At 41.4% G+C, this 13,574-nt stretch carries 15 protein-coding genes; 10 read left to right on the top strand and 5 right to left on the bottom strand.

Going from position 1 to position 13,574, the window contains the following annotated elements; translation table 11 throughout:
• Positions 1 to 79 precede the first annotated feature (79 nt).
• The 4 genes from ACLCDV_RS10925 to dinB form a co-directional block, all read right to left on the bottom strand.
• Complete coding sequence (locus tag ACLCDV_RS10925) at positions 80 to 553, bottom strand: hypothetical protein (protein WP_411973674.1); 474 nt, start codon at positions 551 to 553, stop codon at positions 80 to 82.
• A 345-nt stretch (positions 554 to 898) separates the two neighbouring features.
• Entirely contained in the window at positions 899 to 1,522 is a 624-nt protein-coding gene (locus ACLCDV_RS10920; protein WP_411973673.1) for an alpha-ketoglutarate-dependent dioxygenase AlkB family protein, read from the bottom strand.
• Between the two features lie 114 nt (positions 1,523 to 1,636).
• Positions 1,637 to 4,573 (bottom strand): DNA polymerase III subunit alpha, encoded by a 2,937-nt coding sequence (locus tag ACLCDV_RS10915; protein WP_411973672.1) that lies wholly within the window; start codon positions 4,571 to 4,573, stop codon positions 1,637 to 1,639.
• Positions 4,554 to 5,735: a DNA polymerase IV gene (gene dinB / locus ACLCDV_RS10910; RefSeq protein WP_088161297.1), complete on the bottom strand. Its 1,182-nt coding sequence runs from the start codon at positions 5,733 to 5,735 to the stop codon at positions 4,554 to 4,556. Before dinB ends, ACLCDV_RS10915 begins: the two co-directional genes overlap by 20 nt.
• Before the next feature lie 289 nt (positions 5,736 to 6,024).
• Here dinB and ACLCDV_RS10905 point away from each other — a divergent pair, with 289 nt between their 5' ends.
• The 10 genes from ACLCDV_RS10905 (at position 6,025) to ACLCDV_RS10860 (ending at position 11,580) form a co-directional block, all read left to right on the top strand.
• Positions 6,025 to 6,189 carry a hypothetical protein gene (locus ACLCDV_RS10905; RefSeq protein WP_411973671.1) on the top strand — a complete coding sequence of 55 codons (165 nt, stop codon included), beginning with the start codon at positions 6,025 to 6,027 and terminating at the stop codon, positions 6,187 to 6,189.
• 248 nt (positions 6,190 to 6,437) lie between these two features.
• On the top strand, positions 6,438 to 7,034 hold the full coding sequence (locus ACLCDV_RS10900) for a TetR/AcrR family transcriptional regulator (protein ID WP_411973670.1): 597 nt from the start codon (positions 6,438 to 6,440) through the stop codon (positions 7,032 to 7,034).
• 73 nt (positions 7,035 to 7,107) lie between these two features.
• The gene (locus ACLCDV_RS10895; protein ID WP_411973669.1) at positions 7,108 to 7,542 is read left to right on the top strand and encodes a GNAT family N-acetyltransferase; all 435 of its coding nucleotides are present in this window, start codon (positions 7,108 to 7,110) and stop codon (positions 7,540 to 7,542) included.
• Positions 7,543 to 7,596: 54 nt separating this feature from the next.
• The gene (locus ACLCDV_RS10890; protein WP_411973668.1) at positions 7,597 to 8,052 is read left to right on the top strand and encodes a VOC family protein; all 456 of its coding nucleotides are present in this window, start codon (positions 7,597 to 7,599) and stop codon (positions 8,050 to 8,052) included.
• A 174-nt stretch (positions 8,053 to 8,226) separates the two neighbouring features.
• Complete coding sequence (locus ACLCDV_RS10885; RefSeq protein WP_411973667.1) at positions 8,227 to 8,871, top strand: hypothetical protein; 645 nt, start codon at positions 8,227 to 8,229, stop codon at positions 8,869 to 8,871.
• A gap of 10 nt (positions 8,872 to 8,881) precedes the next feature.
• A complete protein-coding gene (locus ACLCDV_RS10880) occupies positions 8,882 to 9,412 on the top strand; it encodes a DinB family protein (RefSeq protein ID WP_411973666.1) in 531 nt (176 codons plus the stop codon).
• Between the two features lie 68 nt (positions 9,413 to 9,480).
• Entirely contained in the window at positions 9,481 to 9,954 is a 474-nt protein-coding gene (locus tag ACLCDV_RS10875; RefSeq protein WP_411973665.1) for a PaaI family thioesterase, read from the top strand.
• A gap of 144 nt (positions 9,955 to 10,098) precedes the next feature.
• Positions 10,099 to 10,845 carry an alpha/beta fold hydrolase gene (locus tag ACLCDV_RS10870; protein WP_411973664.1) on the top strand — a complete coding sequence of 249 codons (747 nt, stop codon included), beginning with the start codon at positions 10,099 to 10,101 and terminating at the stop codon, positions 10,843 to 10,845.
• Positions 10,846 to 10,862: 17 nt separating this feature from the next.
• Positions 10,863 to 11,090 carry a hypothetical protein gene (locus ACLCDV_RS10865; protein ID WP_411973663.1) on the top strand — a complete coding sequence of 76 codons (228 nt, stop codon included), beginning with the start codon at positions 10,863 to 10,865 and terminating at the stop codon, positions 11,088 to 11,090.
• A gap of 4 nt (positions 11,091 to 11,094) precedes the next feature.
• Positions 11,095 to 11,580 carry a hypothetical protein gene (locus ACLCDV_RS10860; protein WP_411973662.1) on the top strand — a complete coding sequence of 162 codons (486 nt, stop codon included), beginning with the start codon at positions 11,095 to 11,097 and terminating at the stop codon, positions 11,578 to 11,580.
• Positions 11,581 to 11,814: 234 nt separating this feature from the next.
• Here ACLCDV_RS10860 and ACLCDV_RS10855 read toward each other — a convergent pair whose 3' ends face one another.
• Complete coding sequence (locus ACLCDV_RS10855; protein WP_411973661.1) at positions 11,815 to 13,356, bottom strand: carbohydrate-binding domain-containing protein; 1,542 nt, start codon at positions 13,354 to 13,356, stop codon at positions 11,815 to 11,817.
• Positions 13,357 to 13,574: the final 218 nt, after the last annotated feature.

Below are 13,574 nucleotides of genomic sequence, written 5' to 3'. Positions count from 1 at the left end.
AATATACGCAATTTGTGCTTTAAATACCGATTGCCCTACGGCAAGAAAATGGCTGCTTTTTGGTTCGGACCGGATCTGATTAGCGAAGGATCTCGATAGCAAATACTTTCTTTTGGGTCTGTCCATCGCTAATGGTAGCCACTACCCGACCATATGCTAAGGAGAATAGGATATCGATCGGATTTTTGCGCTGAAACCTGGTCTTGGTACGTAGGTAATTGACAATATTTTTCTCGTAGAGCTTAAGCATACGCTTATCCCAATTCTCCTCCTTGATACGATTGAGGAAGATCCGATAGCCTGATCCTGTTTCCAACAAGCTTTCGATCTTATCGGCATCCTGCGGCAGCTGCAAGGCTCTTCCCTCCTTTGTCCCCAGTTGATGGGCATGCTGATCGGCAGCTTCCTTATCATCATAAGGCGTGAGCAGAAAACCTGTCTTTTCCTTAACATCGGGCCACTCAAAGCGCTGCAGCACAAAGTCGGCGTAGCCCGACTCGACGAGCTCGCGAAACGAACTTTTGGTGACTTGTTCAAAGGGATTGTACAGCATAGGACTAAGATAGGATTTATATCCTAAAAAAAGGCCGGAATAAACCAGCCCTGATATATATAGTTATGATCCCAATAATGGGATAGTCGGTTTCAAAAAAAAGCTGGCCTAACAAGTGCAAATCAAGCCAGCAAAAGCAATCTTCTCATTTTTCGACTAAAGGACAACAGAACTATAAAATTCGTTTGAAAAAATAAAAAAAACCTTGAGGAGGGGGATCTCAAGGTTTTTACTACCTGTTATTAACTAATTTATGAAAGTATGGATATAACAAGGGTTGATTTGCTTTCGTTTGATCTTTTATAAAAAAGTTGAGCACAGAAAAAGCTGGTCTTAAATAGATGCCTATATATTATTTCTCTTTTGTTCGTTGATCAGGCGAAAAGTCAGGTTGATACGGGCACTCATCTTTTGCGTGGATTTTGCGATGCGATGTTCCCATATCTCCTGCAGATTACCTTTCATCAATAGTAACGAGCCATGCTTAAGCAGTAATGAATACCTCTTGCTGTGATCGTCCACTTTTCTGAAATCAAAATAGCGTGCTTGCCCCAGACTCACCGACACAATCACGGGTCTGTTGCCTAATTCGCTTTCACGATCGCGGTGCCAGGCTACTGAATCATTGTTGTCACGATATAAATTGAGCAATACGGAATTGAAAGTACAATGAAACCGCTTTTCTATCCGCTCCTTCAATGCCTTTAAAGGCTTAAGCCATTCGTTAACGCCTATCATTTTTCCGGCCAGCTGATAGTCTACATCCTCATCACCATACCAGGCTGTCAACCGAGGGGTCAGCACCGTTCGATCATACATTTTTTTGGATGTCTGCTGCCAAGGCACTTCCCTGAACAGGAAATCAAACAGCTGATCAGCTTCTAGCTGGGTAATAAAATTTGGCTCAAATTCCAGGAGATCTTCTGGAAAAATATATCCTTCATTTTCAAACAAACTAAGTTGATCCATGGGGCAATGATTTTAAATTTATAACGATGTACCTTACCGCATCACAACGTGATCCCTGTGAGGAAAGAACAATCCTTGTTGTAGAGCGTTTGCCCGTTTATCCAAAAGAAAATACTACTCACTTCTCGGATCTGGTTTCAATGGCATCTTCGCACAGCGGATCACCTCAATAGAAGGGCAACCGTATTCCAGAACAATTTTGCCTTCAACCAAATAGATTCCGGCCCCACGGAGTGGATAGTTGGCTAAGGTCTGTGGGAAATGGACGGTATCAAAAAATCGTCCCTCGGCATCGAGGAAAGTACCAAATTTCATCAGGTCGCCACGCTTGGTCTTCACGAATTTCTCACAGACAAAATCCCCCACCACACGGACTATCTTTCCTTCATGCAAATGGAGTTCCCTGGCGGGCACATCGCCCCGGTAATCGCTTTTGGTAAGATCAAATAGCGTACCCGTTACGCAAAAGCCAATCAGCTCCATCTCGTCGTAATAATCCTCCAGGATATCTTCTTCCAAGGGTGGCAGTATAGGCTTGCGAGTCTCGGTCTCAAAGAGCGCCATACCCGCTGCCACAGGCTTATGCCTGCTCATCATCAGATGAGCCGCCCACAGCAATTGCTTTTTCCCCGTCCCCGTAAAGCGCAAGGCACCTACACGAATTAGGATAACAACCTGCTCAATACCCGTCTGTGTCCGTTTGACAAAGTTTTCTAGGCTCGTGTACTTGCCATTGGCTTCGCGTTCCTCAATAATGCGATGGGCCAGTTTACCTTCCAAATTGAGCAGGCAGTCAAAACCCAGGTAAATATCCTTACCCTGAATGGAGGTATTAAAGACCGACTGATTGACACAGGGCAGGCAGATATTGCCACCTGAAATTCGCGCTTCATTCACATAAACCTTACGATTGTAAAACCCGCCATAATTGTTGAGCACCGCAACCATAAACTCCAAAGGATAGTAGGTCTTGAGGAAAAGACTCTGATAACTCTCTACGGCAAAAGATGCTGAATGTGCCTTGTTAAACGAATAACCGGCAAAGCTTTCCATCTGCCGCCAGATCTCGCGGCTAATCTTTTCGTCGTAGCCCTTCGCCTTACAGTTGGAAAAGAACTTATCCTCAATTTCGATCAGATGGTCTTTGCTGCGATATTTGCCCGACATCATACGCCGCAGCACATCGGCATCGGCCATATCGAGCCCGCCATAGGCATTGGCGATCTTCATCACATCTTCCTGATAAACCATCACGCCGTAGGTCTCTTCGAGCTGTTCTTTGAACACGGGGTGTGGATAGACGACCGTTGCGGGGTCGTGATGCCGGCGGATATATTCGCCCATCATACCCGAACTGGCCACACCGGGCCGAATAATGGATGAAGCGGCCACCAACGTCAGGTAGTCATCGCAGCGTAACTTGGTGAGCAGCTGCCGCATGGCCGGGCTCTCGATATAGAAACAGCCGATGGTATTGGCCGATTTTAATTGCGCTGCGATATGGGCATCCTGAAAAAAACGCTTGGGGTTGTCGGTATCAATGACCACACCCAAATTTTCCCGCACAATGGTACGGCAATCTTTGATATGGCCGATACCACGCTGCGAAAGGATATCGAACTTTTCAAAACCGATATCTTCGGCCACATACATATCAAATTGCATGGTAGGTAATCCTTTGGGCGGATTGTCCATCGCCGAATAACAGGTGAGCGGTTCCTCCGAGATCAGCACGCCACTGGCATGGATGGTACGCTGATTGGGAAAATCAGCCATACGGTTGTAGACGCTCAGAATGGTATTGGTCACCTCATTTTTGTTGAGCATATGCTCGGGTTCATGCACGAGACGGTCGATCTCGGCCTTGGGCAGTCCATACACCTTACCCAGCTCGCGCAGGATGCTGCGGGAACGAAAGGTGCTCATGGCTCCCATCAAAGCCGTATGTCCTGTCTGATAACGGTTAAAGATATAGTCGTACATTTCGTCGCGCTCATTCCAGCTAAAGTCCACATCGAAATCGGGCGGACTCTTGCGCTTGGGATTGAGAAAACGCTCAAAGGGAAGCTTGAGCGCAATGGGATCCACATCGGTGATCCCTAAGCAGTAAGCGACAGCAGAATTGGCTCCCGAGCCACGGCCTACATAGTGAAAATTGCGGCCCCGTGCATAGCGGCAGATATCGTCGGTAATGAGGAAATAACTGGAGAAACGCAGGTTTTCGATAATTTCGAGCTCCCGCTGGATGCGTTCGGTTGCGACCCGGTCGTTGCGACCATAGCGCCTGGTAAAGCCATCCATGCAGTACTTGTGCAAAAGTTGCTTATCGTTGTAGCGATTGCCGGTAAAGGTTGCTTTATTCTTGACGCTGGTAAAATCAAAGCTGAAAGAACACTGGCCTAGTATACGGTTGGTGTTGGCCAGCAATTGGGGCAAGTCGGAAAATAAGCGCATCAGCTTAACCCGAGGGATAAACACCTCGTCCTCGGCAGCTATCTGCTCATCGCCGAGCTGCGAGATCAGCAAGTTGTTATCAATCGCCCTTAATTGCCGATGTAAGGTATAGTCGACCTTTCGGAAACTGACTGGTGCGAGTATCACACAGCGATCAAGAACCTTGCGGTCCATCAGCTGGGCCCGTGTACGCTCGCTGGGTCGGATGCCGATGTATTCGAAATCCCGCAATGGAAAGCCATTGAGCTTGCTAAAGGGATAGATGACAAAGACCTGCTCAAATTCGGGCGCACGCTCTGGTGTAGCGCGGTTTTCCAGATTGAGTTTGGTGCGGTATTCATTGATCTCACGAAAGCCTTGTTCGTTTTTGCCGATGGCCACGAAACAAAGCTGATCGCCGTTTCGGAATTCCATTCCCGCGAGTAGATTCAGTCCGGCAGCACGGCCCAGTTTAATGAAGTCCAGCGATCCCGAGCTGTTATTAATATCGGTAAGCACCGCAGTATCATAACCGCCAGCAAGCATGCCCGAGACGAGATCCTGCAGGCTGAGAGTGCCAAAACGCAGGCTATAATAACTATGTAGATTTAAGAGCATGCTCCCCTCCTTTCTCTGGCAGCGGTGCACAGATGGCCTTCATCAGAAATTCGGCCCCATAGCGTTTTCGGATCTTGTCCATGGCCTGCATGAGGTTGACCTCCTCGGCACTGTCGTCAAAAAGATCGGTCTGATAGGAACCATAGATCAGACCAGAGAATTTGATCCCGATAAGCCGTATCAGCATCCTGCGGCTATAGAGTTTTTTGAAGAGTGCAAGTACCACATCGGTAAGCTTTCGATCCGAATTGGTATAGCCAATCTGTAGTTGTTGGGTATGGGTATCGAAGTTGCTGTAACGGATCTTGAGGGTGACGCAGCTCGTCAGCTTCTGCTCTTTGCGCAGATCGAAAGCGAGCATATCGACCATGCTGATCAGCGTTCGGCGAAGGACATCCATATCGATGGTATCCTGCTGAAAGGTATTTTCTTTCGACATGGACTTTTGCTCCCGAAAAGGCAGTACGAGGGAATCATCGAGCCCATTGGCTTTACGCCAGATGTTTATCCCGTTTTCCCCGAGGACCTTTTGCATCGTAAACACCTCCATCTGCTGTAGGGTTCCGATTTTGGAAATCCCCATATTTCGGAGCAAGGTAAAGGACTTCTCGCCTACCATGGGAATCTTGCGGATGGACAGTGGTGCGAGGAAACCTTTTTCGGCACCGTTTTGCACTTGCTTTTCACCACAGGGTTTGGCCGTACCGGTGGCAATCTTGGAGACAGTCTTGTTGACAGACAGGCCAAAGCTAATGGGCAATCCGGTCTCTCGGATAATACGCTGGCGGAGTTCCTGTGTCCATTTCCAACAGCCAAAAAAGCGGTCCATACCAGAGACATCAAGGTAATGTTCGTCTATACTGGCTTTTTCGACAATGGGCGTTTCTTCTTCGATGATCTGTGTAACGATACCAGAATAGTGGCTGTACCGATCGTGATCGCCCCGTACGACCACTGCCTCTGGACACATGCGCAGCGCCAGCCGCATGGGCATAGCGGAATGCACCCCAAACTTGCGGGCTTCATAGGAACAAGACGCAACTACCCCGCGGTCACTACTTCCTCCTATGAGCACAGGTACTCCGATGAGCTTGCTGTTCTGCAAACGCTCGACAGATACAAAAAATGTATCGAGATCACAATGTACTATACTCCTCTCCATGTTTTTTCAATTGTATCAAAGGCCCTGTATTGTCGCCTTTGATTTTTGGTAGTTGCTGCACTCAAAATTACTAATATTATTAGCAAACAATCAACAGCGAGAAATGATTTAATTTTTATCACATTCATTGTCAGCGATATAATTTATAGTATAGGATTGGCTTAAACAAGTTGATGGCTGTTCTGCTTATTACGAAACAGGACCTATGAACGAAAAGATACTCAGCTATTTGAAGGGTGAAGGATTCACTTACTTATGACGGAAATCCAGTGCGCATGCCTATAAACCCATGAAAGGAAATCTGGAGCAATTGCTCGCTCGAACCTGCACAACTCCACTTTGGGAGGACGATTTATTGTCAATAGACGATGCGCTAAGGTCTTATTTCTCCCAGTATTTCAAGATTGCTTTTTTAAGATCTAACCGCCTTAAAGATGTCTCCGTCACTGGATAGCCGGCTCCCGATTTAGGACGGACAGAATTCATCAAAGCGATGGTCGCATTTACAATGTCCAGTCATTCGCTGCGAAAAGTATAAGAGATTCTGAACATGCAAACATGAAATAATTGCAAAATTACCGAAAATCATAAAAGTTGCCATCTAAAAGCAGTGAAATAAAGTCAGTTGTTAACTTTATTTATAAAAAAAACCGATTGTTCTATTTTATTATTTAACTTTGTTTCGGGCAAGAAATAGTTCTGATGAAAACTCAAAAATCCGAAAATACCAAACAGCTAATCGTGGAGAAAACTTCGACCGTTTTTAATGTGAAAGGCTATGCAGGTACATCCATAAAAGACGTAATGACCGCCACTGGTCTTTCGAAAGGTTGCATCTATGGTAATTTCGAGAATAAGGATGAGATTGCATTAAGCGTATTTGATTACAATTTTGGTAAGGTAACGCAGCATATGAAAGAACGTATTTTGGCAAGTAAAAATTCAATTGAAAGATTGTTGGTTTATCCCCATACATACAAGAACTATTTTAGGTACCCGTATTTACAGGCAGGATGCCCTATTTTAAATACTGCCACGGAGGCTGATGATACACATCCGGCACTGCAGAAACGCGTACAAAAAGCCCTGGCCTTTTGGAAAACATCTATCGAAAATCAAATCAAACGCGGCATAGATAGAAATGAAATAAAAGCAGATACCGAACCTACCGAAATTGCTGTAGTGATGATCTCGATGATCGAAGGTGCTTTTATGCAGGCAAAGGTCAACAAGCATATGACAGAACTTAATATAGCGATGTCCTTTTTAGAGCGAATGATCAGGAATTTGAAAGCATAATTTTTTTTGCTCATGAAAAGACCGATCGGTTTATTTTAATAAATATAATATTAAAAAACGAATAGAATATCTTATGCCAACACAAATCAGGCTCGCAACCACCGGAGATTATCCAGGAATCATGGAAATCTGGGAATCCGCTGTAAGAGCAACGCACGACTTTCTTGCCGAAGAAGATTTCATTTATTTCAAAGAAATCATCCCAAAAGTTTATCTGCCCCATCTTGAAGTATTTCTTCTTATTGAAAATGGGAAACCTATCGGATTTTCATCGGTATCAGAAGGAAACCTCGAAATGCTTTTTATTCACAATGACTACCGCGGCAAAGGTTATGGAAAGAGCCTATTTCAATTTATGGATGAGACAAAAGGCATTACAAAGGTTGACGTCAATGAGCAAAATTATCAGGCTATCGGATTTTATGAAAAATTAGGGTTCAGAAAATCAGGACGATCCGAAAAAGATGGATCAGGTAAAGATTATCCGATAATTCATATGCTTAGATGACAAATGACCTTAATGATCAAAATACTATAATTATTAATAATAAAATATATAAAAATGATTGAAGGATTATACGAGACACACATTCAAGTAAGCAATTTGGAAAACGCAGTTCAGTTTTATACTCAAATATTGGGACTTGAGTTTGCACACTATGATGAAACCAGACCGATTGCATTTCTTTGGATTGGAGAAAATAAAAAGGCCATGCTCGGACTTTGGGAACAACAAGGAGATCTCCATAAAAGACATTTTGCATTCAGCTGTTCCAAAGATTTTATTTTAAATAACGCAAATACTTTTTTAGATAAAAACGGATTAAAAGCCTATAATTTTCTAAAAAATGGCAGCAATGCACCAATGGTTTTTGCCTGGATGCCCGCACTTGCTCTTTATTTTGACGATCCTGACGGAAATCAACTGGAGTTTATCCATATGCTGAACGGTAAAAGCCAGCCAGAACTTGGTGTACTCAGCTACGAGGATTGGCAAAAAATCAATTCACCACAGTAAATAAATAATATGAATGCAGAAGACAATTATTTGAAAATAAACAGAGACTCATCTGGGAGATAAAATTCCTATGGTGTATGCATTAAGAGCCTCAAAAAGGCATTTTATGGATAAGGAACAATAAAATTTTATATTGTTCCTAACTTAAAATACGCTGGTTATTCAAATTTATATATGTTTCTTAGATTAATAATTCTTTATCTGTCATTTCTTCCGTTTGCTACTAATGCTCAAAATAGTACTCAAAAAAAGTATGTATTTTTTTTGCATAATAAATTTTTGGAAGGACATTCGCTAAATGAATCCCATCCTAAATACGGACCAGCGGCATATACAGCTATTTTAGAAAAACTTCAATCTAAAAATTCTGTCATACTATCTGAAAAAAGAAAGCCCGGCACTAATCCCGAGATATATGCAAAGAAAATGATTCTTAAAATTGACAGCTTACACAGCGATGGAGTTTCTTATGACCATATTTCAATTGTTGGAACGTCTCAGGGAGCTTATATCGCTCAATATATCTCCTATTATGCCAAAAATCCAGATTTGAAATTTGTTTTCATTGGTGCAAGCTTTAAAAATGATTCGATGAATAAAGATCATGAGTTCAGGCTCTACGGGAAGATTTTATCGATTAATGAAAAAACCGATGTTGACGCTGAGTTATTATCAAGGCAACTTAGGTTTAAAAATTCTGATTTAAAATCTTTTAAAGAAATTACTCTCAACACAGGTCTGGAACACGGTTTTCTATTCAGGGCATTAGACGAGTGGATAATACCTGCCAAAGAATGGATAAGCAGTAATAACCTATAAATTTATAGTAATGCAAGAAGTAAAGCCACAATCATTTGTCAGATGGTTCGATCGACAATTTGACTCAAACACAGGCTCGGAATATTTTGACGAATTTCTAAAACTCCTTGAAGATTTTCCGGCCGTTTTAAATCGAGTGCTGAAACGTTGTCCTGTAGAAGTTTCAACCCGCAAAATGGGAGATAAATGGTCTGTCAATGAGAATATAGGACATTTAATCCTTTTAGAAGATCTATGGCGAATCCGTTTTAGAGATATAAAGGAAGGAAAACCGGATATGTCCACTGCCGATTTAAGCAATACAGCAACTGATCAATCTTCTTTCAACAAAATGGTGGTTGAAGAGCTTATTAACGATCTGGTCAGCGAAAGAGAAAAAACAATTGTAATGCTTCAGAAATTGAGTGAAGAAGACTTATTGAAGACAAGTATGCATCCGAGGTTACAACAACCCATGAATATCATTGACCTGATGCATTTTGTTGCAGAGCATGATTTGCACCATTTAGACACCATAAAGTCAATAATAGGAACCGTGTAAAACAATATAATTTTTTATTAAAAAAAAGACTGGCTGGTTTATTTTATATAAATACAATAATTCCGTAGATGGCAAAACTATCAATACTAGATTACCTGAATAAATTGATAAAAAGTGAAATTACCGGCGATATGCATACACACATGCATTATCCGACACCGATATCAAAAACATTGGACATAAACATTATAGAGGCTGGTTTAGGTACAGCTACTTTACAGATCAATGCTACAAAAGAAAAGCATGGTAACCAACAGGGAACTATTCACGGAGGTCTGCTTTGTGAACTGGCAGACGCAGCCATTGGAACCGCGCATTCTACCGTGGTTCAGGAAGGCGAAACTTTTACATCCGTAGAATTAAAAATCAATTTTTACCGACCCGTTTTCGAGGATATACTCACTGCCAAAGCATCACCATTACATAGTGGAAAAAACTTAAGCCATTATCAATGCGATATTTTTCGGAGTGATGGCAAAAGAGCCGCTATGATAACAAGTACGGTCATGACTTTAAGAGGTGATAAAGCGAAAGGGCGGTAATGCAGTTCTTATTATACAACAACATTATATACAGAAATATTTATGAATAAAACGGTCTTTAAAAGCCCTGAAGGAAAAAACAAAATTATCCGGGCTTACGACGATGCAATAACGAACTCGTCATCGAATTTGAAAACCAATGTCTTGAAAACAACTTTTGGTGACACCCATTTTTTGGAGGCAGGAAGTCAACACCAAGAAATCGTCATCTTACTGCATGGCGCGTCTTCTAATGCAACGTCATGGTTATCCGACATAGCCGAATATTCAAAACAATATAAAGTCATAGCAATAGACATTATCGGAGAAGCAGGAAAGAGTGCAGAAACCAGACCTTCTTATGAAACAATAGATTTCGCAGCATGGCTAAAAGAGATTTTCGACAGGCTCAATATCAGCAAGGCTAAAATAATCGGATTATCGCAAGGCGGCTGGTTGGCATTACGCTTTGCAATAAGCTTTCCTGAATTAGTCGACCGGCTGATTTTGCTGACACCTGCAGGAGTAGTTCCTACCAAATCAAAATTTATCATAAAAGCCCTACTCTATTCCCTTTTGGGAGCAACTGGACGTATCAAAATTAATAGATTGGTCTTGGGAAGCCAGCGTGTAGAGCAAAGAATTGTAGCATTTATGGATTTAATACAAACCAATTTTAATGCGAGGATAGAAAAAGAATATATTTTTTCAGATGATGAGCTCAGCCGTTTGACAATGCCTGTGTTATTCATCGGCGGAGAACAGGATGTAATCCGCTCTACTCAGGAAATTGCCGCTAGATTGCAAAATATTATCGAGGACTTTACCATAATAAACATTCCAGAAATGGGACATGTTTTGGCTGGATTAGCACCACGAATATTCCCTTTTTTAAACAAAACAAAACGCTAATTAATTGCATTACTCTCATGAATACACAAATTAATGCCAGTCACCTCAAGATTCCATCTGATAATCTGGAAATCTATATTCTTTCCGATGGATACTTTGATATAGGATCGTATATAACCACCAAAACTTTTGACAGAAATTTTATTTTCTCCGACTTGAACAAATTAGGAAATAATTGGGCAATTTATTCAGAAAAAGGATTAAATTGGACTTTACCTTATACCATTGGAACTTCTTACCATTAAATTTATGAAATATGTTTTTTTAATCGTCTTCTCTTGTACCTCATTTCTAGGATATTCTCAGAAAAATTCCCTATCTGTAGGTGCAAATAGTGACTTGTTACTCGAATCTCCTGCTTATGATTTCTTTTATGGTTTTCAAGCTAAATATGGTCTTAAGGATAGAAATTATATTTTAGGAAATATTGGATACAGTACGGCAAACATTACATTTATTGGTGCTGATTATAGTTACGATCTGATCAATTTTAACAAGATCTTCAAAGCTTACACAAATGCAGGGGTCGGAGCAGAATTTTACAGCGAGAAATGGAAACAATCTGAAACGAGGATAAAGGAAACTTACATACCATTAAATGTACAAATTGGTATCGAACTCGCTATTGCAAAAAAACTGCAGATTTATGCTGGTTATAAAGCAAAATATTATATTGATGAAGATGTATTTGATCCCAATTATTTGAATTTTGGAGTAAGATATAAATTAAGGTAGGAGGATATAAGCTGAATACAACGTTAACTTGGGATCGAGGAGCCCCGCTAAGGCTTCGAACCGAGTTGAATTAAACTGCCTCCCTTATTAATCGTTAAGGGAGGCAGTTTGGGCTAGATGTCCGCTTGATCTAGATGCTGACCAGCTTCGGGCTTCAATCTAAATCAAAGTTCGCAAGAATAGTTGAAATAACTGTTGTTCATTTCGTTAAAAATATTGTTCAAAAGTTGACCGTTATCTGCCACCACCTGGGCCAATACTTCCGCCCAAATTACTCACCATAGCTGATAATGTAAACGATGAAGTAACCACTGGATTGCTAAATTTTCCACCCAAGTATAGTCCGTTAAACGCATTGGCATCGGCAACGGAAGATACACTTACGAGCTTGTAAGACGCTCCTACTGAAAAGCTTCCATTAGAGACCAATAATGTTGAAAAAGAAACAGGCGATTTAAATGTTAATACCTCATTATTATCCTTGTCAAGAACACTATAGATCTGGTTGGCGGTACCGCCACTCAAAATAGCCGAAGGCTGTGTAGAAACACTTGCCGTTGGAGAACTTGTGGCTCCGCCCACTCCGACCATAAGTCCGCCGGTAATCTTAAAGGTATTGTTATCGCAATCGAACCCTTCTTCTGGACTCTTTGCACCGATAGCAAATATATGTCCTCCTGTAATAGTCATCGTTCCATTAGAATCTATACCATCGTTTGTGGTACTATAGGCAACGATTGTCCCTCCATTGATATAAATTGCTTTGCCGGCGTTGATCGCATCATCAATAGCTTTGATGTAAATTTCACCATTATTGATGCTAAGGCTCGCCTTGCTTTCAATCCCCTCCCCTCCTGATCCAGTGGTTTCGATATTTATTTTTCCGCCATTTATAATTACATCGGGTATTATAGTCGTGTCTCCATCTTCGTAAGAAGCAACAATCCCATCGTCAGCAACTTTTAAGGTGATTTCTCCTCCATTGACAATAATCCTTCCTTTTTCAGCTTCAATACCATCGGAACTTGCCACGATATTTACTTTCCCGCCATCAATATAAATACCGTCGTTACTGTGTAAGCCATCCGAAATAGCATCGGAAACTTGAATAGTACCTTCCACAATCCGTATATAATCGTCGCTGGCTATTGCATGCTTAGTTTTGCCAGAAACAGTAAGTGCCCCCGTCCCAGAAAATATCAATTGACCCTCACTGAAAATTGTACCTTTTTGATCTTCGGTAGATGTGGCATACGTAGCCGCATCTGTAAGCTTGTTTTCTGTCCCATCGGCAAGTACTATAAATGCTCTTTTTCCGGACTGAATATTGATTGCAGGCCCGTCGTTATTTGTAATAGAGACCCCATTTAAGGTGACCTTGAATTTCTTATCTGAATAGATCTTGAATGACCCACTTGTTGTTGAGCCGGTAAGCTCATAGGCAATACCACTTGCTGAAGAATTTACAACAACATCAGCTCCAGATTGGGTAACAGTAACCCCTGAAACTGCATTTTCGATAGTAGCCGAATTGCCATCGAAGTTTATCTTTACGGTACTGTTGAAAGTGGAGCTTGCAACAAGATCGTCGTCGTCTGCTCCAGTCTCCTGGCTCCCTTCAACCGGACCGCTTTTTGATGTCGAACTAATGTTGATCGCTGTACCGGTTTCAATAACCGCCCCTGCATCCGATTCTGTTTTTTCATCTTTTGAACATGAAGCTATGGACACTCCCACCATCAGGACCATTCCGTAAAATACTACTTTCCTTAACATAAGTTTGCTTTTTAATTGTTTCAAAGCTAACAACAACTTGTGTTAATGAATATTAAGCAGTGTAAATTAGATTAAAATTATGTTAATTCAATATTAAATTAACATATTAAAAGCACAACCGCTCTGTGAGATAGCTGCAACAAAATATTTAGAAACTTTTATAAAAGAATTTTAGTAATTTAGATAATTAACACAAACTCGAAAGTTTTTTAAGTTTT

The organism is Sphingobacterium sp. Lzh-3 (assembly GCF_046764375.1).
Classification (GTDB): Bacteria; Bacteroidota; Bacteroidia; order Sphingobacteriales; family Sphingobacteriaceae; genus Sphingobacterium.
This window is presented reverse-complemented; position numbering and strand designations above follow the sequence as displayed.

What these genes read in the sequence shown, in the direction of transcription:
- ACLCDV_RS10925 (WP_411973674.1), bottom strand. Translation starts at nt 553, where the DNA reads ATGCTGTACAATCCCTTTGAACAAGTCACCAAAAGTTCGTTTCGCGAG.
- ACLCDV_RS10865 (WP_411973663.1), top strand. Translation starts at nt 10,863, where the DNA reads ATGAATACACAAATTAATGCCAGTCACCTCAAGATTCCATCTGATAAT.
- ACLCDV_RS10915 (WP_411973672.1), bottom strand. Translation starts at nt 4,573, where the DNA reads ATGCTCTTAAATCTACATAGTTATTATAGCCTGCGTTTTGGCACTCTC.
- ACLCDV_RS10880 (WP_411973666.1), top strand. Translation starts at nt 8,882, where the DNA reads ATGCAAGAAGTAAAGCCACAATCATTTGTCAGATGGTTCGATCGACAA.
- ACLCDV_RS10920 (WP_411973673.1), bottom strand. Translation starts at nt 1,522, where the DNA reads ATGGATCAACTTAGTTTGTTTGAAAATGAAGGATATATTTTTCCAGAA.
- ACLCDV_RS10895 (WP_411973669.1), top strand. Translation starts at nt 7,108, where the DNA reads ATGCCAACACAAATCAGGCTCGCAACCACCGGAGATTATCCAGGAATC.
- ACLCDV_RS10905 (WP_411973671.1), top strand. Translation starts at nt 6,025, where the DNA reads ATGAAAGGAAATCTGGAGCAATTGCTCGCTCGAACCTGCACAACTCCA.
- ACLCDV_RS10885 (WP_411973667.1), top strand. Translation starts at nt 8,227, where the DNA reads ATGTTTCTTAGATTAATAATTCTTTATCTGTCATTTCTTCCGTTTGCT.
- ACLCDV_RS10900 (WP_411973670.1), top strand. Translation starts at nt 6,438, where the DNA reads ATGAAAACTCAAAAATCCGAAAATACCAAACAGCTAATCGTGGAGAAA.
- dinB (WP_088161297.1), bottom strand. Translation starts at nt 5,735, where the DNA reads ATGGAGAGGAGTATAGTACATTGTGATCTCGATACATTTTTTGTATCT.
- ACLCDV_RS10855 (WP_411973661.1), bottom strand. Translation starts at nt 13,356, where the DNA reads ATGTTAAGGAAAGTAGTATTTTACGGAATGGTCCTGATGGTGGGAGTG.
- ACLCDV_RS10860 (WP_411973662.1), top strand. Translation starts at nt 11,095, where the DNA reads ATGAAATATGTTTTTTTAATCGTCTTCTCTTGTACCTCATTTCTAGGA.
- ACLCDV_RS10875 (WP_411973665.1), top strand. Translation starts at nt 9,481, where the DNA reads ATGGCAAAACTATCAATACTAGATTACCTGAATAAATTGATAAAAAGT.
- ACLCDV_RS10890 (WP_411973668.1), top strand. Translation starts at nt 7,597, where the DNA reads ATGATTGAAGGATTATACGAGACACACATTCAAGTAAGCAATTTGGAA.